Source organism: Martinezella sp. CNPSo 3959 (assembly GCF_057784355.1).
In genome coordinates, this window is the sequence record NZ_JBXSOV010000007.1 from 25,879 (window position 1) to 47,311 (window position 21,433).

General features: G+C 58.2%; 17 protein-coding genes. 5 read left to right on the forward strand and 12 right to left on the reverse strand.

Annotated features, from left to right (window positions below; genetic code table 11):
• Nucleotides 1-3 precede the first annotated feature (3 nt).
• The 6 genes from AC13RE_RS16485 to AC13RE_RS16510 form a co-directional block, all read right to left on the reverse strand.
• On the reverse strand, nucleotides 4-861 hold the full coding sequence (locus tag AC13RE_RS16485; protein ID WP_015342901.1) for an ABC transporter permease: 858 nt from the start codon (nucleotides 859-861) through the stop codon (nucleotides 4-6).
• A gap of 3 nt (nucleotides 862-864) precedes the next feature.
• On the reverse strand, nucleotides 865-1,869 hold the full coding sequence (locus tag AC13RE_RS16490) for an ABC transporter permease (protein ID WP_113390417.1): 1,005 nt from the start codon (nucleotides 1,867-1,869) through the stop codon (nucleotides 865-867).
• Nucleotides 1,870-1,986: 117 nt separating this feature from the next.
• Nucleotides 1,987-3,888 carry an ABC transporter substrate-binding protein gene (locus tag AC13RE_RS16495; protein ID WP_488482713.1) on the reverse strand — a complete coding sequence of 634 codons (1,902 nt, stop codon included), beginning with the start codon at nucleotides 3,886-3,888 and terminating at the stop codon, nucleotides 1,987-1,989.
• Between the two features lie 193 nt (nucleotides 3,889-4,081).
• Nucleotides 4,082-5,590, reverse strand: coding sequence for an arabinosylfuranosidase ArfA (gene arfA / locus AC13RE_RS16500; protein ID WP_488563727.1), 1,509 nt, complete (start codon nucleotides 5,588-5,590; stop codon nucleotides 4,082-4,084).
• A gap of 218 nt (nucleotides 5,591-5,808) precedes the next feature.
• On the reverse strand, nucleotides 5,809-6,738 hold the full coding sequence (locus AC13RE_RS16505; RefSeq protein WP_095436627.1) for an ArsR/SmtB family transcription factor: 930 nt from the start codon (nucleotides 6,736-6,738) through the stop codon (nucleotides 5,809-5,811).
• 179 nt (nucleotides 6,739-6,917) lie between these two features.
• Complete coding sequence (locus tag AC13RE_RS16510; protein ID WP_488563728.1) at nucleotides 6,918-7,418, reverse strand: invasion associated locus B family protein; 501 nt, start codon at nucleotides 7,416-7,418, stop codon at nucleotides 6,918-6,920.
• A gap of 360 nt (nucleotides 7,419-7,778) precedes the next feature.
• On the opposite strand from AC13RE_RS16510, the gene AC13RE_RS16515 reads away from it, so the two are divergent.
• A complete protein-coding gene (locus tag AC13RE_RS16515; RefSeq protein WP_488563729.1) occupies nucleotides 7,779-8,801 on the forward strand; it encodes an LLM class flavin-dependent oxidoreductase in 1,023 nt (340 codons plus the stop codon).
• Between the two features lie 103 nt (nucleotides 8,802-8,904).
• Here the strand turns inward: AC13RE_RS16515 and cml are convergent, their stop codons facing one another.
• Nucleotides 8,905-10,101, reverse strand: a complete 1,197-nt coding sequence (gene cml, locus AC13RE_RS16520) for a CmlA/FloR family chloramphenicol efflux MFS transporter (protein WP_488563730.1) — start codon at nucleotides 10,099-10,101, stop codon at nucleotides 8,905-8,907.
• 280 nt (nucleotides 10,102-10,381) lie between these two features.
• Nucleotides 10,382-11,260, reverse strand: coding sequence for a LysR family transcriptional regulator (locus tag AC13RE_RS16525; RefSeq protein WP_488563731.1), 879 nt, complete (start codon nucleotides 11,258-11,260; stop codon nucleotides 10,382-10,384).
• A gap of 169 nt (nucleotides 11,261-11,429) precedes the next feature.
• On the opposite strand from AC13RE_RS16525, the gene bla reads away from it, so the two are divergent.
• Both bla and ampC read left to right on the forward strand, forming a co-directional pair.
• Nucleotides 11,430-12,323, forward strand: a complete 894-nt coding sequence (gene bla / locus AC13RE_RS16530; protein WP_488563732.1) for a class A beta-lactamase — start codon at nucleotides 11,430-11,432, stop codon at nucleotides 12,321-12,323.
• A 99-nt stretch (nucleotides 12,324-12,422) separates the two neighbouring features.
• Entirely contained in the window at nucleotides 12,423-13,610 is a 1,188-nt protein-coding gene (gene ampC / locus AC13RE_RS16535; protein WP_488563889.1) for a class C beta-lactamase, read from the forward strand.
• A gap of 461 nt (nucleotides 13,611-14,071) precedes the next feature.
• On the opposite strand, the gene AC13RE_RS16540 is transcribed toward ampC, so the two are convergent.
• The gene (locus AC13RE_RS16540) at nucleotides 14,072-14,536 is read right to left on the reverse strand and encodes a hypothetical protein (RefSeq protein ID WP_488563733.1); all 465 of its coding nucleotides are present in this window, start codon (nucleotides 14,534-14,536) and stop codon (nucleotides 14,072-14,074) included.
• A gap of 415 nt (nucleotides 14,537-14,951) precedes the next feature.
• On the opposite strand from AC13RE_RS16540, the gene AC13RE_RS16545 reads away from it, so the two are divergent.
• Entirely contained in the window at nucleotides 14,952-16,169 is a 1,218-nt protein-coding gene (locus tag AC13RE_RS16545; protein ID WP_488563734.1) for an SfnB family sulfur acquisition oxidoreductase, read from the forward strand.
• Nucleotides 16,170-16,251: 82 nt separating this feature from the next.
• Here the strand turns inward: AC13RE_RS16545 and ftsZ are convergent, their stop codons facing one another.
• The 3 genes from ftsZ to AC13RE_RS16560 all read right to left on the reverse strand — a co-directional run bounded on the left by ftsZ (nucleotide 16,252) and on the right by AC13RE_RS16560 (nucleotide 19,955).
• Complete coding sequence (gene ftsZ / locus AC13RE_RS16550; RefSeq protein ID WP_488563735.1) at nucleotides 16,252-17,259, reverse strand: cell division protein FtsZ; 1,008 nt, start codon at nucleotides 17,257-17,259, stop codon at nucleotides 16,252-16,254.
• 373 nt (nucleotides 17,260-17,632) lie between these two features.
• Nucleotides 17,633-18,838, reverse strand: a complete 1,206-nt coding sequence (locus tag AC13RE_RS16555) for an acyl-CoA dehydrogenase family protein (protein WP_488563890.1) — start codon at nucleotides 18,836-18,838, stop codon at nucleotides 17,633-17,635.
• A gap of 73 nt (nucleotides 18,839-18,911) precedes the next feature.
• Nucleotides 18,912-19,955, reverse strand: coding sequence for a substrate-binding domain-containing protein (locus AC13RE_RS16560; protein WP_488563736.1), 1,044 nt, complete (start codon nucleotides 19,953-19,955; stop codon nucleotides 18,912-18,914).
• Nucleotides 19,956-20,383: 428 nt separating this feature from the next.
• On the opposite strand from AC13RE_RS16560, the gene AC13RE_RS16565 reads away from it, so the two are divergent.
• On the forward strand, nucleotides 20,384-21,391 hold the full coding sequence (locus AC13RE_RS16565) for a sugar ABC transporter substrate-binding protein (protein ID WP_132718176.1): 1,008 nt from the start codon (nucleotides 20,384-20,386) through the stop codon (nucleotides 21,389-21,391).
• The last annotated feature ends 42 nt before the right edge of the window (nucleotides 21,392-21,433 follow it).

A 21,433-nucleotide genomic window follows, 5' to 3' on the forward strand; every position in this document is an offset into this window, starting at 1 on the left:
GCCTCAGCCTCCCATCCGGTTCAAACGACTGCGGGGGTCGTTATATTCATTCATTGACATCGACAGCAGGAAGAGCGCCATGAACAGCACCACGATGGCGGCGACCGGCGCTGCAACCCACCACCATGTTCCGGCGATCAGCGCCGAATGCGCATTGGCCCAATAGATCATCATGCCCATGGTCGGCGTTTCGATATCGGTGAAACCGAGCACCGCGAGCGTGATCTCCATGCCGATCGACCAGATCATGTTGTTCATCGTCGTGGCAAAGACGATCGGCAGCACATAGGGCAGATGTTCCTCGACGAGGATCTTGCGCATACTCATGCCGGAATAGACGCTCTGTGTGGTGAAAGGCCGCGTCTTCAGGCTGATCGCCACCGAGCGGATCAGGCGTGCGTCATAGGACCAGCCAAGCGAGGCCATGACGATGATGAGCACCGTCCAGGTCATTTCATCCTTGAGCACGAAGTAGAACAGGATCAGCAGCGGAAACTGCGGAATGACCATGATGCTGTCATTGATCGCCATCAGCACTCGATCGACGGCGCCTCCGGCATAGCCAGCCACCAGCCCCACGACAAGCGAGATGATGCGCGAGAGAATGGCGACGCCGATGCCAAAATAGAGCGTGTTGCGGAGCGCCGTCGTGAGCTGCCAGAAGACATCCTGGCCGCGCGATGTCGTACCCAGCCAGTATTGCCCATCCGGCGGCATGTCGGGCGGCAGCAGATAAAGATCGGCTGGGCCATAGGGCGAGAAATAAGACAGGATCACCAGCCCGACGATGATGGCGAGCAACAGAAGACCGAAAAGGAATTCCATATTCTGGCGAGCAAGGTCGCGAACGATCGTCAGCATGGCCTACTCCACCTTTATGCGCGGGTCGATCAGCGGACCCAATATGTCGATGATGAATACGGCCGCAGCGACACCAACGATCGATAGCGCGCTGAGCCCCAGGACGAGGCTGTAGTCGCCGGCATGCACGGCCGAAATCAGGAGATTGCCGATACCGGGATAGCCGAAGACGATTTCTGTGATGACCGTACCATTGAAGACCGCGCCGAGTGACATGGCAAGGCCGGTAAACTGCGGCACCATGGCATTGCGGGCGATGTAGGAGCGCAGGATCTTGCGCTTCGGCACGCCGCCGAGCTCGGCGAAAACGACATAATCCTCGGTGATGATATTGGAGACCAGCGCCCGCATGCCGATGAGCCAGCCGCCCGTCCCGACGAGGATCAGCGACAGCGCCGGCAGGATGGAATGGCGAAGAATATCGAGCACCAGCGTGAAGGACAGTTGCAGGTTGGTGTTCATCTCATAGCCGCCATTGATCGGCAGGATCGGCCAGACATAGCCGAAGAGAATGATGAGCACGAAGGCGAGGATGTAATAGGGGATCGGCTGCATGGCGATGAAGACCAGGCTAACGGCCTTCAGCACCGAGCTCTTGCGATAATAGCCGGCGAGTGCACCGATCATGTTACCGAGAATGAACGTAAGGATGACGGAAACGGTCATCAGACCGATCGTCCAGGGCAGCGCCCTCGCGATGATGGCGGAAACGGGCGTGGGAAAGGCCGAAAGCGACGGCCCGAGATCGCCGGTCGCAAGACGCCCCCAGAAATGCAGATATTGCTGCCAGATGGAGCCCTCAAGACCATAAAGCTCACGCAACGATTGACGCATCAGCTCGACAGCGCGGGGATCGGATTGGCCCATCTGCTGGATGGTCCCGATGCTTTCCTCGACGGGATCGATCGGCGTCATGTGGGTGATGAAGAACGTCGCGGAAATGCCGAGGAAGACAACGAGCAGGAATTGGCCAAATCGTCTCAATACGAAAACTGGATAGGACGTCATGCCGCCGTCTTCCTCGCTGCTTGCGCTTCATCATCAATTCAAAAGATTCGCCGGACCTGCCTAGTGTCCGGCGAAAGGTGCCTGATGCGGCGGTTGCCGCATCAGGGTCGGGAGAAATCAGGGCTGTGCCGGCTTCAGTTTGACCATCATCAACCGGGAGTTCGCCCAATTGGGAACGGGGTCCGTATAGGGGTCGGCAATGGTCGGATAGCCTTTCCAGTAGGTCGTATCCATCGAGGTGAAGACGTTATAGGACATCAGCGGAATGGTCGGCATCTGCTGCGCGACCAGCTTCAGATAGTCCTTGCCAAGTTCGATGCCCTTCGGATCATCGGCGCTGACGCGGCGAATATTTTCGATGATCTTGTCGAGATCCGGATTGGACCAACGCTGCCAGTTGCGCGGTGCCTGGTTCTCACCCTTCTTGGCGACGAACTCCGAATGCCAGCTGTCGAGGAAGAAGGACAGATCGGGATCGCCACCCCAGGTCTCGACGCTCCATGCAATCGCAACCTGATAGTTGCCGGGCTGCAATCCCGCCTGCCAGACGCTGGTGGATGGAGCAGCTTTGGAATCGATCCCGAAGGCTGCCCATTGCTGGGCGATCAGAGTGCCCGCACGGGTAAAGACGGAGCGAGTATCGCCTTCGACCGTCAGTCGGATCTTGAACGGCTGCCCGTCAGGCGTCATCCATTTGCCGCCCACCTTCTTGAAGCCGGCTTTTTCCAAGAGCTCAGCGGCGGCCTGCGGATCGGGCTTCCACCAGCCGTAACCGAAGGCAGCACTGATGGCGGCCGGATCGGTCGGGATCTGATCCTTGTATTTCGGCTGCTTGCGCAGGATATCGGCGATTTGCTGACCGATCGTGGGATCATAGGGCTTTATCTTGCGCTTGCCTGTGTCAACTTCGAAATTCTTCAGCCAATCCTGCATCGGCGCCTGATAATCCGTCATGGCGATCGCCGTCGGCGGAACGCCGAGCGCGGAAAGCGTGGCCGCGCCACGATAGCTCGCCATATCGACAGCCTTGATATCGATGAGCAGTGCCAGCGCCCAGCGCACATCGGCATTCTGGAACAGCGGATCCTGATTGTTGAAAATCACAGCCGGCAGCGTCGGATCCGGATGCGCGAAGGGGAACCCTGGGAACCAGCTATCGACGGTCTTCGACTTTTCCTTCAGCGTGAACATGCCTTCCGGCGTGTTGTCGTGAATGATATCGAGATTGTGCTCGAGCTGCGCGATGGTGCGCTTATCCGGCGGGCCGGGATCGACATAGGTGACATATTTCGGGGCCGGCTCGCCGAAACGGCCAAGCGAGGTGCGCTGCCAGTCGTCGCGCTTCTCCCAGGTGTACCATTTGCCCTGCGGATCGAACGCCTTCAGCTTGTAGGCGCCAAGCGAAACGGGATTGGCATTGTCGTAGCGAACCGGATCGGCGACCTTTTCGAAGACATGCTTGGGCATGATCCACGCGCCGTTCCAGCGAACGGTGAAGATGGCGTGGAAACGGGAATTCGGCTTCTTAAGCTTGAAGACGACCGTATAAGGATCCGGCGCCTCCACACTTGCCACCTGGACCGAGAAGGCCGCGCTCCAGTTCATACCCGGATGGTCCATCTGGGTCTTGACGGTGTAGACCACATCGTCGGCGGTGAATTCGACGCCGTCACTCCAATAGAGGCCTTTGCGCAGTTTCACCGTCATCTGGGTGAAATCGTCATTATATTGCGGCTTGTCGGAAGCAAGTGAGTTGTCCCAGGCCGAGCCGCCCAGGCCTTTCTCCGGATCGATGTACCAGAGCGTGTCCATTGTCAGCTGCTGGAGGCCGGTCGAAACGCCGCCGCCGCCATTGACCCAAATGTTGAACCAGCCCGGATTCTTGATCGTTCCCTCAGGGTTTTCGACAATCAAGGTCTCCTTGCGGGGCAAGGCGGTATAGTCCTGAGCCTTGGCTGCCGCGATGAGGCCGAACGTGGCCAGCGCGACGCCGAAGGCAAGCTTCTTCCACTGCTTCATGATCTCCTCCCATTTTTATCGACTGCGCGGCACACTCAAGCGAAAGTGAGCAGACCGCAATTTTCACCCCTTTTCCCGGCCGGCCGCTCAAAGCAGCGTGCGGCGGTCCGGGCCTGCAACGGGTCGTCAGTCGCCTCCTCGCGACCATTTGTCCGTTTTCGGTGCCGGTGCACATTACCCCGGCGGCAAGACATCACACCGCCAGCCGGATTACCGTGTAGGACAGCGGCTTCAGCGTGGCACGAAGCCGGCCGTCCTCGATCTTGGCGTCGCCCGTATTGGTTGGGACGACCGCGTTCGGATGCGCTGCGGTGTTGGTTGCCTGCAAATCGTTGTTGACGATTTCATGCTGTTCGACGACCCGGGCTCCGGCAAAGCCTTCGAGACGTGTATCTAGATCGAGCGCGCTGTCGGGATGGCGGTTGACGACAAAGAGCGTGACCATCTTTCCCATCTCGTCGTGTACGGCCGACACATCGAGATAAGGCACATCATCGGCCTCGTCGCTGTCATAGGTCGGACCATCCGTGACGAGGCGCAGCGCATAGCCGCGACCGTATTTCGAGGCGAAATAGAGCGGATAGTAGATCGTCTGCCGCCATGCCGGGCCGCCATCCTCCGTCATGATCGGTGCGATCACATTGACAAGCTGGGCGATGCAGGCAATGCGAACGCGATCGGAGCGGCGAATGAAGGTATTGAGAATGCCGCCGACCTGCAGCACGTCCTCGAAATTATAGACATCCTCGAGCAGATGCGGCGCATCCGGCCATTCATCGCGGGCAAGGATCTCCTTGTCCTGCTGGTTGGAGTGATACCAGACGTTCCACTCATCGAAGGAAATGCCGATGGTCTTCTTCGACCGCTTCTTCGCCTTGATATAGTCGATGACGCCGCCGATAGTGACGATGTAGCGATCCAGCTTCTCGGCCTTGGCCAGATAGTTCAGCGTGTTTCTCTCGCGGTTGGCGAAATACATGTGCAGCGAGATGTGGTCGGCGCTGTCGTAGCACTGATCCAGAACCTCAGCCTCCCAATCGGGATAGGTCTTCATGTCGGAATTGGACGAGCCGCAGACGACGAGTTCGAGCGATTTATCAAAGCCGCGCATGGCCTTGGCAGTCTCGTCGGCGAGGCGTCCATATTCGTAAGCCGACTTGTGACCCACCTGCCAGGGACCGTCCATTTCATTGCCGAGGCACCACAGTTTCACCCCATGCGGATCGGCCCAGCCGTGCTTGCGCCGCAGATCCGACCAGTATGTGTCGCCCGGATGATTGCAATATTCAACGAAGTTTCTCGCCGCATCCAGCCCGCGCGAGCCGAGATTGACGGCAAGCATCGGCTTGGTATTGGCCTTCTTGCACCAATCGACGAATTCATTGACGCCGATCTGGTTGCTCTCGCGTGTCCGCCAGGCAAGATCGAGACGCACAGGGCGCTCGGATCGCGGCCCGACGCCATCTTCCCAATTATAGGCCGAAACGAAATTACCACCGGGATAGCGGCAGTAGGGCGAGTTGAGCTCGCGCACAAGCTCAATCACATCCTTGCGAAATCCATTCTCATCCGCTGTCGGATGGCCCGGCTCGTAGATGCCGCCATAAATCGCCCGGCCTAGATGCTCCAGAAAAGAGCTGTAAAGCCGATCATCGATGTCGGCGATTCGGAAATCACGGTGGACGATCACATGCGCCTTCACGGCCTTCCTCCCATATATATCAGATATTTCGTTCTTATACCTTGATCTTGATACACTTTTGGAAGGTCGTCAACGCACTTGAGGCGGTAAACATCGCAAAAGCCATGAAGGCAACACTCGCGAATTGGCGAAATACTCCACAAAATCAGGCGTTTACGAAAAATACGACTTATGGGAATTTAACTCTGCCGATATGCTATATATCAAAAGTTATGATACTATTGCGCCAAATCGATGCGCATAAGGATATCGCGGCCATAGTTGCCGAAACCGCGGCCGAAAATATTGATGCCACCGGTGTTGCGCGCATCGTCGGCAATCCCGATCCGCAGGCGGATCGACGAATGCTGACTGATAGCAAGATCATCGATCGTCACATCGGAAGAGGCAACTCCGTCGATGAAGGTGCCCTTCTTGGAGATTCGCCAGGTCTTGAGCTTGCCGTATTGAGAGCCTTCGAGCTTCCACCAGCTTGGCGTAAAAGCCCCGCGCTTATCGCCATAATCGCCCGGAGACGTCCATGTACCAACGGCGACGCCGTTGATCCACACAGTGATGTCGGACGGCCAGTCCGGATTGGTGCCAGGCACTTCGGAGGACAATTCCATCGAGAATTCGATGGCATTGACATTCCTGTTCAAGATCTTGGCATTGTTCGGGAATTTATATTCGACATGGCCACGCCCGAACCAGAGAAGACCTGCCTGCATGCGCTGCGGATCAAGGAAATAGTCAGGGACATCCAGCAGGCCAATGACGCCCTCGGTCGAGCACAGGCCACAAGGCGCATGCGTCTCGCAGCTCGTATAGAGACCGATCGGCATGGCGACTTCGATCACGTCCTCATCATGTTTGAAGGCCTGATCCTCGAAGCTCAGCAGGATCTCGTCGTAAAGCGCGGTACAGATCTTCTGGTAACCCTTGCGCGCCTTTGCAGCCTTGGTCTCGACAAGACCGGCCTCCTCCAGGATCATGATACCAGTGGCGACAGTCGATTGCGGCAGATCAAGCTCCCGGGCGATCTCGTTGACATTCAGCGAGCCCCTTGCGCAGAGCAGCTTCAACATGTCGACACGTGCCGGCGCCGATAGCGCCCGGAAAACCGCAGCGTTCTCACCCGCATAAATTGTCAGAAAGCCGCGCTGCATAAAATCCTGAATTCCCCATCAATAGATTTCATTTATATCAGGATTTTTGATTTCACAAGAGATATTACTCGAAATGGCCCGGCCTGGCGCCTTCTGCGCGCGATGAGAAGACGCCGGCCAGCTCGCGAGCTATGCAACTTGGCAGGACGGAATCCCAGATCGCCGCTCAGCCTCCAGTTTTACCGGCATGTCTCTATCCGCTTCAGAGCAGCGGTAATGCCTGACAGCGAGTAGGAATAACTGGTTTCAGTACCTCGCTTGGAGGTTGCCTGCAGTTGCAGCTGCGCACCTCCCTTCATGGCAGTGATCATGGTCGGCTCCTGCGCCTCATTCCTTACCCAGCCGTGCCGGTCTTTCGTAAACATCGGGAATGTCTGGTCGCCGACCGTCGCCGTCATCTGAGCACCGTCTTTCAGGTCATAACCCATTGCGGCCTCCGGAACCAATTTATCGCCGGGAGACAGACGCGAGACGATGAAGAAATTGTCGCCATGGTCGACACTGGCGGGCTGCTGCGCGACCGGCCTCGATAGAACATAGCAATTCACATTGTCGCCGGACTTATAAGAATATGCGCCCCAATGATCGAATTGATCGATACGGACGGGCACTTCCGCATGCGCGATACCGGCGCTGAATGCGACGAAGACCAGAGCGGGGGCGAAATTTCTTGCAAACATGGTTTCCTGCCATTTCTTGTTTCAAGGACATTGAAAGCGAGAGATGCACTCACACGCGCGGCAGTTTCGGTGCGGTGCGTTATCTGATTGTTAATGTCTTCGTTAAAATTTGTTCATGTTAGGAAACACGCAGGAAACCCTATATGGGAAGAACACAACCTCGTCGGCATTGACGATCAGTTCACAGATTGCGCTGTTCCATCCGCTGCATCCATGCACATATAGCCGCCTGAACCTACGGCCTTTGCAAGCCACGCCATGAAGACGCAAACAGGCGGCGCCTTGGACGCGCTATGTGTCTGCATGGATATAAGTGATGCGGAATCAGGCCGTGCTAACCGGATATAGTAGGATTGCACCATGAAGAAGATCGGTTTCCTTTCATTCGGCCACTGGACGCCCTCGTCCCAGTCGCAAACCCGTTCGGCTGCCGATACGCTGCTGCAATCGATCGACTTAGCCGTCGCGGCCGAACAGCTGGGTGCGGACGGCGCCTATTTCCGAGTGCATCATTTCGCACGTCAGCTTGCCTCACCCTTCCCACTGCTGGCAGCTGTCGGCGCCAAGACCAGCCGCATCGAAACCGGCACCGCCGTCATCGACATGCGCTATGAAAATCCTTTCTACATGGCCGAGGATGCCGGCGCTGCGGATCTTATCGCCGGCGGCCGGCTGCAGCTCGGCATTAGCCGCGGCTCGCCCGAACAGGTGATCGACGGGTGGCGCCACTTCGGCTATGCCCCAATGGAGGGCGAAAGCGATGCCGATATGGGCCGCAGGCATACGGAAGTGCTGCTCGATCTGCTGCGCGGCGAAGGCTTCGCACAGCCCAACCCTCGGCCAATGTTCCCCAACCCGCCAGGCTTGTTGCGCTTGGAACCCTATTCCGAGGGCCTGCGTGAGCGGATCTGGTGGGGTGCCGGCTCCAATGCTACGGCCGTATGGGCCGCGAAGCTCGGCATGAACCTGCAGAGCTCGACGCTGAAGGATGATGAAAGCGGCCTGCCCTTCCACGTCCAGCAGGCAGACCAGATCAGGCTCTATCGCGAGGCCTGGAAAGAAGCCGGGCACAAACGCGAGCCGCGGGTTTCGGTTAGCCGGAGCATCTTCGCGCTGGTGAACGATCTCGACCGCGCCTATTTCGGCCAGAGCGGCAAGGATGCTGACAAGATCGGCTTCATCGATGAGAAGACACGCGCCATTTTCGGCCGTAGCTATGCCGCTGAACCGGATGTGCTGATCGAGGAGTTGGCAAAGGACGAAGCGATCGCCGCGGCCGACACCCTGCTGCTGACGGTGCCAAACCAGCTTGGGGTCGACTACAACGCCCATGTGATCGAGAGCATCCTGACGCACGTCGCACCGGCATTGGGGTGGCGCTAGGAGGGTTCTGGAGCAGGACGAGACAAAACTGATTGCCCGCGAAGCTCACCTTCGCGGGCGGTCGTTTCAGATTTTACCCCGTGAAGGGCACTTGCTTGGCGGATCAAGCCAAGGCGGTGTGACGCTGCAGCCTATGAAGTGCTGCCAATACCAACAGCGCCATGACAGCGGAGAAACCCACAAGCGGCCATGCGCTATCGCCATCCAGCACGGCGACCGCCAGCGTTCCGACAACACTTACAATCAGACTCTGAATACAGAAATAGAACGCCACGGCCGAGCCAGCGATATCGCCGAATTCCGCCAACGCTCCATTTGCCGTCACCGATCCCGCAAAGACGATGCCGACCGCCATGATCCACATCGGAAGCACGAAGCTTGCGAAGGACGGCACCCCATCGAGTTGGCCGAGCGCAAGAGCTGCCGCACCGATAAGAAGCAACCCCATACCCCGTCCAACGCAGCCTGCGACGCCCCATCTTTCGACAAACCATCCGGCGAAGCGTGCCGCCGCAATCATCACGACGGCAACCGTTGCAAAGGCAATGCTGAAACCGAGCTCGGAATAGCCGGCCCTGCCGATGAGCACGCGCGGAGCGATCGAGAAGAACACGAAGAACGTCCCCATTCCCGCGCTGAAGGCAAGCGTATAGGTCCAGAACGACCGGCTTTTGAAGATCGGCCAGATGAGTCGGCGCGGCCCGGTCAAGCCTTGAGGTCTCGTTTCATGCCATTTCGCCGTGGCATGAAAGGTCGCGGCCAATGCCAGAAGCGAAAGCAATATGAAGACGGCGCGCCACCCGAACCGCTCCGCAATAATCGCTCCAGCTATCGGACCGAGCGCCGGCACGAAGGAGAGTATCGATCCGAATGTGGCATAGATAATGGCCTGCTCGGGGCGATTGCCGTAAACATCCCGCACGGTCGCGAAGGTCGCGACCAAGGCTGCCGACGCGCCGATGGCCTGCAGCAGGCGGCACAGAACGAAGATGGGAGCACTCCCTGCAAGAGCTGCTCCAAAGGAAGATGCGGCAAACACAAGCGCGCCAGAAAGCAGGACCGGGCGGCGGCCGATACGATCCGAAAGAGGGCCGAACACCACCTGCCCGAGACCCAGCATGATCATATAGAGGCTCAGCGTCAGCTGGATGACCGCAGGCGTGGTATCGAGAATGTCGGGCATCGAAGGCACGACGGGAAGATAGATATCCATGGCCAGTGAAGCGAGGATGTCGAAAGGCGCCATCAGCAGCAGTGCAGCCGGCAGCGAGTAAGCCCAGGACGGGCGTATGTCAGACATGAGAAAATTCCGCTCGAAAGAGAAATCGGGCGGCGTCTGCCACTAGGGATCCGGTCGGAATGAGTTCGACAGCACGCCGCAACAACAAAAAGCTGTTGCGGCTTATCTATCTGCTGACTTGGAATTCCCCATGCCAAATGCTCCTTGGCGATATACGTGATGACCATAGCGCATAGCAGATGACATCGAACGTGACAACGATGTGTAATGAGCACCGCTGCAACCAGCAGTTCATTCCAAACGGCTCCAGTCTCAGGTTCGGGGCCGTTTTGCCGCTCGTCTAGCCCGGCATCTCCTCGATTTCAGCCAACAGCCATTGGCGAAACACCTTCATCGATGCCGTTTCCGCCCGCGATTTTAGCCGCGTCAGCCAATAGCTGCCGGTCATCGCCGTAATCTGGAACGGCTGCATGATGCGTCCGGCCTCGATGTCATGGGAAAACATGGCGACCGGCACCAACGCGACACCGACGCCGCGTGCTGCAGCCTCTACTAGCGTCAGCGACGAATCGAACATCCAGCCACGAAGATGCGGTGGCGGCAGGCCCGCCGCCCTGAACCAGAGCGACCATTCATCGACCCGATAGGATCGCAACAGTTCGACATCGACGAGATCGGCAGGCGTGCGCAATCGCGCGCCGATATCCGGCGTGCAAACTGGGGAGAGTGGCGCATCCATAAGATGGATCGCCTCCGTTCCATGCCAGGCGCCGTCGCCGAAGCGCAGGAAGAAATCCAGTCCGTCGAGCACCATGTCGGCTCGGTTGTTGTTGGTCTTCAGGCGCAGATCGACATGGGGATGCTGTGCCTTGAAACTGCCAAGGCGCGGCAGGAGCCAGCCGATCGCGAAAGTCCCGACAACGCCGATCGTTAGGATCTCGGCGAAATTCCCCTCCTCCAACTGGCTGAGCGTGGCGCTCATGCGGCGGAAGGCGTCCGTCAGGACCGGCAGCAACGCATGCCCCTCGTCGGTCAGCGCGAGGCCGCGTGGCAGGCGCTTGAAGAGGGTCACGCCCAGCACGTCTTCCAACGCCTTGACCTGATGGCTGATCGCCGTCTGCGTGACCCGAAGCTCCAGGCCAGCCCGCGTGAAGCTGCCATGCCGCGCCGAGGCCTCGAAAACCCGCAGCGCGTTCAGTGGCAGCTGGGAAATGTCCATTTGTGTCCTAAGGCCAAGTTTTTCTCATGTCTAAGCCCAGAATTGATCGTTTGTCTAGGGTAGAAACCAGAGCCATAGTCCGCATCGCACGGTGATTTGCCAGACCCCAATGACGTCCACGGGCTGATAGGCGCACCGTTGCCCAACGCAAAATCGAAGTGGAAACAAGATGACGATCTTATTGTCGCGGCGGCAAAGCCTTGCCGGCAGCTTGCTTGCGCTGCCTGTTCTGGCAGGGCTAAGCTCGGTTGGACGTACTACAGACGATAATACAAGCGAGGCGCAGCTTGCCGCGCTCGAAAGCAAGCATCCATGCCGCATCTGTGTCAGCATTCTCGACGTGGCAAGCGGCAGGCGCATCGAGCACCGCGCCGGCGAGCGCATCCTGATGTGCAGCACCTTCAAGGCGCTGGCGGCAGCTCTCGTGCTTGCCCGCGTCGACAAGGGAGAAGAGAAGCTCGACCGACGCATTCATTACAAGAAGAGCGATCTCATCGACTATTCTCCGGCAACCGAACCCAATGCCGGAGAAAATGGCATGACCGTTGGCGAACTTTGCGCAGCGGCAGTGACACTCAGCGACAATACCGCGGCTAATCTGCTGCTCGCGAGCTTTGGCGGCCCAGGGGCAATTACGACCTTCTGCCGCAGCATAGGCGACGAGATCACCCGCCTCGACCGCACCGAGCCCACGCTGAACTATCACGACACTCCGAACGATGAGCGCGACACGACGACAGCTTCGGCGATGCTGGAAAACCTGCGGCGGCTTCTGTTCACCGATGTGCTGACGCCCGCCTCGCGATTGCAGCTTGCGGCTTGGCTGATCACCAACAAGACGGGTGACGCCCGCCTGCGCGCCGGGCTTCCGAAGGATTGGCTAGTGGGTGACAAGACCGGAACAAACGGCGACAAGCACGGCAATGCCAACGACATCGCGGTGCTATGGCCAACGAAGCGCGCGCCCATCATCGTGACGGCCTATTGCGAGATCCCCGCCATCGCAGCTGACGAACGCAATGCCATCATTGCCGAAATCGGCCGGATCGCTACGGCGATCTGAGATCGGGGCGCCGGATTACCACCGCCGCCAATCATCACCTCTTTTTCGACCGTACGATTCTGCACGGTCGATCATCACAATGAGGATATCATCTTGAATATACGTACCAGTTCTTTGCAGAAGCTCGGCTTCGTCGCCAGCTGCCTTTTCTATGGGGTCGGCGCACATGCCGCCGATGGCAATGACCAGGATCGGCTGGAGCGAGCCGTCAACGAGATCATCCGCCCGTTGATGAAGGAAAACAACGTGCCGGGCATGGCCATCGCACTGACCGTCAAAGGCAAGCGTTACATCTTCAACTATGGCGTCGCCTCGAGGGAGAGCGGCCAGAAGGTGACGAACGACACGATCTTCGAGCTCGGCTCCATCAGCAAGACCTTTACGGCAGCGTTCGGCTCCTACGCTCAAGTCCACGGAAAGCTGTCCTTTTCCGACAAGGCGACGAAATATATGCCGGAACTTGCGGGCAGCGGCTTCGACAGGATCAGCCTGCTCGATCTCGCCACATATTCGGCCGGCGGTCTGCCACTGCAGTTTCCCAGCGACGTGACGGATCAGGATAAGATGGTTGCCTATTATCGCAAATGGCATCCTACCTTTGCGCCCGGTACGTATCGGCAATATTCCAATCCCAGCATCGGCCTGTTCGGTTACCTGGCAGCGCAGGCCGTCGGAGAGCCGTTCGATAAGCTGATGGAGGAAAAAATTCTTCCTGGTCTTGGCCTCCGTCACACCTATGTCCGCGTTCCACCGGCTGAGATGGCCAATTATGCCTATGGCTATTCCAAGCAGGGCAAGCCGATCCGCGTCAACGGCGGCGTTTTCGATACGCAGGCCTATGGCATCAAGACTACCAGCTCCGATATGCTTGCCTTTCTTGAAGCGAATATGGGCGAAGCAAAGCTCGACGATAAGCTTCAGCAGGCAATCGACGCGACGCATGTCGGCTATTACCGTGTCGACAACACGACGCAGGCCCTCGGTTGGGAGATCTATGCCTATCCAACGACGCTTGCCCGGCTGCTTGCCGGCAATTCGTCAGACATGGCATTTGAGCCCCATAAAGTCATCCGGCTCGACCCGCCTCAGCAGCCGCGCAAGGATGTCCTGCTCAACAAGACGGGTTCAACGAACGGTTTTGGCGCATACGCGGCCTTCATACCGAGCAGACAGGTCGGTATCGTTTTGCTTGCAAACAGGAATTTTCCGATCCCCGCGCGCGTCGCGGCAGCCTACAAAATCCTGACCGCCGTCGAGGACATGCAGGGATCCAATGCGGTCCAGTAAAGTGCTGTTATGAGGATTTAATTGCCTCAACAAACGGCCGGCCCTGCGAAGCATCGAGGCCGGCCACCGTCATTTATCGATTGCCGGAGGACCGTTGCGCGGCAACATCAGCTTGGGAGGCTTCCGTTCCGTTGAAGAATTCCTGCAGAAGGCGGGTAATGCGCTCTGGTGTTGTACCCTTTGCATATTCTTCCTGCATCCGGCGTCTGACCAATATTTCTAAGACTGACATGTCTTTCACCTCATATATCCGGCGCAAGGAAAATGTCGCTCTCAATGGCGCGGGAGGCAAGTTACAGTTTTTTCATGATCTTAGCGGCGCGACCGAAGAAGCTCTGATCTTGCCAACATCGCATTCCACCCGAAGCGGAGTTGACCGAAGCGTGACCAATCTGCCACTTGCCAAATCCCGGCTCATCGTAGAATTGAAAGCGGCCAATCGGTCGGTTGTTTGCGCTTCCTTAACCTCCGTGCTTTAGCGGGCCACACCCCGACCATTGGATGATGTCGCCTGCAAGGAATGAATAATGCCCATAAAAAAAAGCTCTGCCTCTGACGTTTTCCAGCGCAAGATTTCGGATTTTTGCGATCTGCGGCTCAAGCCGCTGCTTCAGCCGCGTAGCTTCGAGAATATCAAAGGCTTCATGATCGGCCTTATCGTTTTCCAGTCGCGCCCTCCCCTTCGGGCAGGACGTGTGGATTTCCAGGAAATAGCCTCTCTTTGCGGCATGGACGAGGAAATGAGCCCCGAGTTCAAGCGGGCTGCCCAGCCCGGCTTCGACGCGATTCTTCGCTGGCTTGGAGCTGCGAAGACCAATACGCAACGCATGTCTCCCGTCGCCGCCAAACGACCTTTGCGCGTTCACGGCAAAGCAATGCCGGCAAAAACCGAGCGACGCGCTCTGGCCTCCTGATACGAACGGCATATCGCTCCCTGCAAGCGGAGCGATATGCCTCTTGCCTCACCTGCAAAAGGCTTGTGCAGGTGCACGCCGGCAAAGTCCCCATCCGATACCAGTTGTCGGAATTGCCGCGATAGCCCGATAAATGGGAAAGCCTACCGCCATCAATGCCGCATCCTTTACAAATCGGACAGGTGCGCGCTTGGGGCGGCAGGCACCGGCGATAGAGCTGCGAGCCGACCATCGATCACCGTCAGGGCAATAAAAGCCAGGAGTATCGATCGTTTTCAACGCCGGCATGGTTTCGGGCAGCAATTGACCATCAATTCTATAGAGAAAGGAATGAAGAAGCGACCACATCTCCAAAAATGAAATGCCTTTTCTCGAAGCCCGGCTTTGAATGCGGCATCGTGGCGCCAAATGAAATCGGAGCCCGCCTATGAACGCGCAACTGCACCATATCAACGCTACGCATCCTGAGGCCACCTTGCTTGAGACCGAACAGCAGGCGCTGGCCGTCGCGCGGGAGCTGGCCCAGCGTTTTGCCGCCACCGCCTCGGAGCGCGATAGCGAAAGGCTGCTTCCCTTTGCCGAGATGGATGCGCTGGCACAATCCGGGCTCCTGGCAATTACGGTTCCCGAGGAGTATGGCGGCCTGGATGTCTCCAATGCCACCTTGGCGGAGATCACGGCGACGCTCGCCCAGGCCGACGGTTCGATCGGACAGATTCCACAGAACCACTTCTACATTCTTGAAGCCTTGCGCGTCGATGGTTCGGAAGATCAGAAGCGCTATTTCTTCGGGCGCGCATTGGCCGGCGATCGCTTCGGCAACGCTCTTTCCGAGCGCGGCACGAAGACGGTCGGGCATTATGATACGCGTATCACCCGCGATGGTCCGGGCTATCGCATCAATGGTCGCAAGTTCTATTCGACCGGCGTTCTTTTTGCCGATTGGGTCACCGTCTTCGCGCTTGACGAAGCCGACAAGCTGGTCATGGCCTTCGTCCCAAAAGGAACGGAAGGCATCGAAATCATTGACGATTGGGATGGATTCGGGCAGCGCACGACCGGCAGCGGCACCACGGTCCTCAACAATGTCTATGTGAATGCCGACCATGTCGTTCTTCACCACAAAGGCTTCGAACGGCCGACGACAATCGGCTCCGTCGGTCAGATCATTCATGCTGGTGTCGATCTCGGCATTGCCCGGGCAGCCTTTGCCGAGACGCTTGATTTCGTGAAGACCCGATCGCGTCCCTGGATGGATAGCGGCGTAGAGCGGGCGAGCGACGATCCGCTGACAATCGCCAAGGTTGGGCAGATCGCCGTCCGGCTGGAAGCCGCGACCGCGACCGTCGAGCGCGCCGGCCGCAAGGTCGATGCCGCCCAGGTCGAGACAACAGAAAAGAGGGTGGTCGAGGCAACACTCGCGGTGGCGGCCGCGAAGGTGCTGACAACGGAAATCGCTATCGAAGCGACCAACATCTTGTTTGAGCTTGCCGGCACGGCCTCGGTCAAGCTCGATCTCAATCTCGATCGCCACTGGCGCAATGCGCGCACGCATACGCTTCATGACCCCGTCCGCTGGAAATATCACGTCGTCGGCAATTATCACCTCAACGACGTCATCCCGCCGAAGAATGGCGCGCTTTAACGGATAGACGAAAGCCCCGTCGCCGGTGACGGGGCTTTCACATAATCAAAGGCACAGATCCATAGCGCCACGCTGAAGCCAATTAGTGCCGATTCATATTGGTTTCCATGGGCTGACCGGCTGACATCGCGAGACTTTCCAGACCGGTTGCAACGACCGATACCCTAAATACCCCGTCGAGGGTCTTGTCGAAGATCGCACCGACGACGATATCGGCATCAGCAAAGACTTCGTCGCGGATGCGGCTGGCGGCCTCGTCGACCTCGAACAGCGTCATGTCCGTTCCGCCGGAAATGGAGATCAGCACGCCGCGCGCGCCCTTCATGCTCATGTCGTCCAGAAGCGGATTGGAGACGGCGGCATCTGCCGCCTTCAACGCGCGGCCCGGTCCCGAAGCTTCGCCCGTTCCCATCATCGCACGTCCCATTCCCCGCATCACGGATTTGACATCGGCGAAGTCGAGATTGATGAGACCTTCCTTGATGATCAGGTCCGTGATGCAGCTGACGCCCGCATAAAGGACGCGGTCCGCAGTCACAAAGGCATTTGCAAAGGTGGTCGTGGCGTCCGCAATGCGAAACAGATTCTGATTGGGAATGACGATAACGGTGTCCGCACTTTCACGCAGTCGCTCGATGCCCTCGTCGGCCGTGCGCATGCGCCGGTTGCCTTCGAATGTGAAGGGCTTGGTGACGACGCCGACCGTGAGGATGCCCGCCTGCCGCGCGACCTGAGCGATGATCGGCGCGGCGCCCGTACCGGTGCCGCCGCCCATTCCGGCCGTCACGAAGCACATGTGCGTGCCCTGGAGATGATCCATGATCTCATCGATGGATTCCTCGGCGGCGGCTCGTCCGATTTCCGGTAGGGAGCCTGCACCGAGGCCCTCCGTCACCTGTGCGCCAAGTTGAATGCGCCTGGTGGCTTTGGACGTCGCAAGCGCCTGCGCATCCGTGTTTGCCGCAATGAATTCAACGCCCTGAAGTTGTTGCGCGATCATATTGTTGATCGCGTTGCCGCCGCCACCGCCGACACCGACGACAGAAATCTTCGGTATCACCCCGGAAAGTGGTGCGCGCGTGTCAGCCATGAAGGACTCCATTGGATCGATTTCATTCTCAATCGAGATCGCCTGCCCTTCTGGAGGTTGAAAACGATTCGTGAGCGAAGAGATCCTAATGAGGAACGTGTGCGGATTGCGGCATGCGCCGGCAACCCTCCACAGAATAATGAGTTGAGCACAGGATTTGTAAGCCGGATATTGAAACATCAATCATCCAGCATTGCGCGAAGGCCACAATCGGCGAGCCTGCTTGAAGCTGTGGTGTGTTCCAACACTGGCCCACACCACACCAGACATAAATGACGCTGACCGATCTTGAGCACAGGTGGTGTCAGCACCAGCGCAGCGCAGATTATGAGCCTATGCCCTTTTTAGACTGCGCCACGTCCTCGCCCTTGTGTCAGCTGTAGAGACTGACTTCAGGAATCCGGTCGTTTAGAACGAATTCGCCAACTTCTTTGGCCTTGTAGAAGACCGGATCGTGCAGCGTGTGCGTCCGTACATTGCGCCAGAAGCGGTCGAAACGATATTTCTCCGCAGTCGAGCGTGCGCCGGTGAGCTCGAAGACGCGCGAGGTGACATCGAGCGAAACATGGGTCGCATGCACCTTCGCCGCATAGGCTTCGGCTGCCGCCTCGCCGCGCTCGCGCGCCGTTGCCCTGCTTCCTCTCGCAAGCGCCTCCTGCACCCTTGCCGCAGCGCTGTCGGCCAGCGCAGCGGAAGCCTTCAAGGCCGCAGTGAACTCGCCGACACGCTCGAGAATATAGGGATCGTCCGATGCACGTTCGACGCCGGAGGTGATCCACGGTCGCGTCGTCGTTCGGACATAGTCGACCGCCTCTCGCAATGCGCCTTCAGCCGTGCCGAGATAGAAGTTTACGAAAACGAGCTGAATGAGGGGCGTATTGAAGGTCGCAAGCACCGGCGCTTCGCCGCCGATGGTAGCTACCTTGTCGAGATCTTCTTCATAGACGGGAAAATCGTGGAATTCGACGCTGCCGCTGTCCGACAGTCGCTGGCCGAAATTGTCCCAATCGTCATTGGCCTTGTAACCCGCCCGATTGGTCGGAACGGCAAAACCGACAATCCTGTCATCGAGAGCGGCATTGGCATTGATGTAATCGGACACGTGGGCGGCGGTGGAGAAGGATTTGCGACCATTCAGGACATAGCCATTGCCACGGCGCGTCAATACGAGGCCCGGATCGCGCGGATTGACGGCAGCTCCCCAGTAGAGGCTGTTTGCCACCGTCTTGCTGCCGAGTTCCTGCGCACGCGCCTCTTCGAAGGCCCAATAGACATATTGGCTGTTGACGTAGTGATAGCCGAGAAGCTGGCCGATGGAGCTTTCGCCGCGCGCAAGGATGCGCACCAACCGCAAGCCATCCACCCAATCGAGGCCGCCGCCGCCAACCGGGGCCGCATGCAAGGCGTTCAGCAGACCCGCATTCTTCAATTTGACGATTTCGCCGAGCGGTGGACGGCCTTCGCGATCAAGTTCTGGAGCGCGCCGGGAAAGATCGGCGGCAATCTCTTCCGCTCGGGCGAAAAGGTCTTCCCGCGTGGCGTTTCGGCTGCCCGCAAAGACGACGTTGGTCTGACTCATCATATGAACTCCGGTTCATGGACGTAGTCCGGCGAGATTAAGAAATTCTCGCCGGCGGATCGTGGACAGCTGCTTAGAAAAGCTTCTCCGGTATCCAGCTGGCGGTGACCGCATCGCTTGCATTGAAGGCCGGAACTTTCTTGGCCAGCTCCTCGATCGTCCGGACATTGGCGGCACGAAGTCCTTCCTGTGTCAGCAGCGTCGGCTTGACGGTGATCTGATGCGGAACTTCTTGGCCCGCCACCTGCAAAGCGGCGGCTCGGATGGAAACCGCACCAACGACGGCTGGATTGGTCGCGACCGTCGCAACCCACGGGCTACCCGGTTCAGTGATTTCCTGAATGTCGGCCGTCGATACATCGGCCGAATAGATCTTCAGCTTGCCCGTGATGCCGAGATCCGTCGCGGCAAGCTTCACGCCGCGCGCGAACTCGTCATAGGGTGCGAAAACGACTGATATGTCGGGATTGGCCGTCAGCGCCGCCTTTGCCTGGTCCGCAGTCGAGGTCGCCGTCGTATCGCTGACATTGCCGAAGCGAGCCTTTTCAACAACCCCTGCATTCTGCTTCTTGAAAGCGTCCCAAACTTCATTGCGGCGATCGAGCGGCGCAAAACCCGCTACATAGACATAACCTGCCTTGAAGCTGCTGCCGTTGTCCTTGACGACCTGCTTCAGGGCGAGATCGGCAAGCTCATGATCGCTCTGCTCGACCTGGGGGATTTTGGGATTGTTGAGATTGACGTCGAAGGCAACGACCTTGATGCCCTTGTCGAGCGCCTGCTGAACGACATCGCCGAGAGATTCCGGCAGACCGTGATCGATAACGATGGCGGAGACACCAAGATTGATCGCCTGGAGGATCTGTTCGCGCTGCGCAGCCGCATCCTGGCGGCCGGGGAAGACGCGCAGATCGATGTCGAGTGCCTTTGCCTGAGCTTCTGCGCCGGCCTGATAGGCCTGGAAGAAGTCGCCGGCCGATATGTAGCTGATCAAGGCGACCTTCACGCCGCCCTTATCAAAGGGGGCGGGAGCGCCACTCACACCGCCAGCCAGCGCAGCCTGCGTAAGAAGAAGAGGAGCAACGGCCGTTAGGGCAAGCCGTGTGAGAAATTTCATTGTCGCGATCCTCACGATCAATCGGAAGCGTCGTCTGACGGAATGATGACCCTGCGACGCATGCAATTATTTAGATAGAAACTCTATGTTTTTAGTAGATTAAATCATCTGATTTTGCCCGCCTTCGGAGATTCTTTGTTCGCGACGGGAAGACTTGGCGGCAAGGGCTTGCCTAAAAGATCGCGCAATCTCGCGGGCAGTCTACGCGGTCAATGGCTGAGGGGCGATAGACCGGCATCCGGAAAAGTGACCATAAAGCTAACGATCATCACGGGGGCTGTGGAACCCCGATCTGTACATTAGAAAGGCAGATGACGGAAATTTCCCCGGCCGCTCCAGTTTTGGAAAAACGTTCCTCCCGCAACTCGCTTAAATCTACCTATTTTATATTCTATTGGCATTGATGAATTGCCGGAGAGGATGCTTTCATGACCAAGGGACAGACGACCGGCCTCGGACGCCGGGATATTCTTAAACTGACGGCGGTTGCCGGAACGGCGCTCGCGGCCTCGAGCATTCTGTCGAAGACCGCCGCTGCTGCCGACGACGCATTGTCGTTGAAAGGCAAGCGGATCGCTATCAGCGCGACGGGAACCGACCACTATTTCGACCTGCAGGCCTACAATGCGCAGATTGATGAGGTGAAGCGGCTGGGCGGCACGCCGATTGCCGTCGATGCCGGCCGCAACGACGGCAAGCTTGTCTCGCAGCTTCAGACGCTGATTGCGCAGAAGCCGGACGCCATCGTCCAGATCCTCGGCACGCTGAGTGTCATCGACCCCTGGCTGAAGAAGGCCCGCGACGCCGGCATTCCCGTTTTGACCGTCGATGTCGGCTCCACCAATTCGATCAATAACACCACGTCGGACAATTGGGGTATCGGCAAAGACTTGGCGCTGCAGCTCGTCTCCGATATCGGCGGCGAAGGCAATGTCATCGTCTTCAACGGCTTTTATGGCGTAACGCCCTGCGCGATCCGCTATGACCAGCTCGTCAATGTCGTCAAATACTTCCCGAAGGTGAAGATCATTCAACCTGAGCTTCGGGATGTCATTCCCAACACGGTTCAGGACGCCTTCGCGCAGATCACCGCGATCCTCAACAAATATCCGGAGAAGGGCTCAATCAAGGCGATCTGGTCGGCTTGGGACATTCCCCAGCTCGGCGCCACACAGGCTCTCACGGCCGCTGGTCGTACCGAGATCCGCACCTACGGCGTCGACGGCAGCCCGGAAGTCCTACAGCTCGTCGCCGATCCCAATTCACCGGCGGGCGCAGATGCTGCCCAACAGCCGGCGGAAATCGGCCGCACGGCCATCCGCAACGTCGCCAAGCTGCTTTCGGGGCAGACCTTGCCGCGCGAAACCTATGTCCCTGCCCTTCTGGCAAACAAAAGCAATGTCGCCGACGTGATCAAGAAGCTCGGCATCGGCTGACCCGCAAACCGGCGATGCGGATTCCCCGCATCGCTCTCAAAA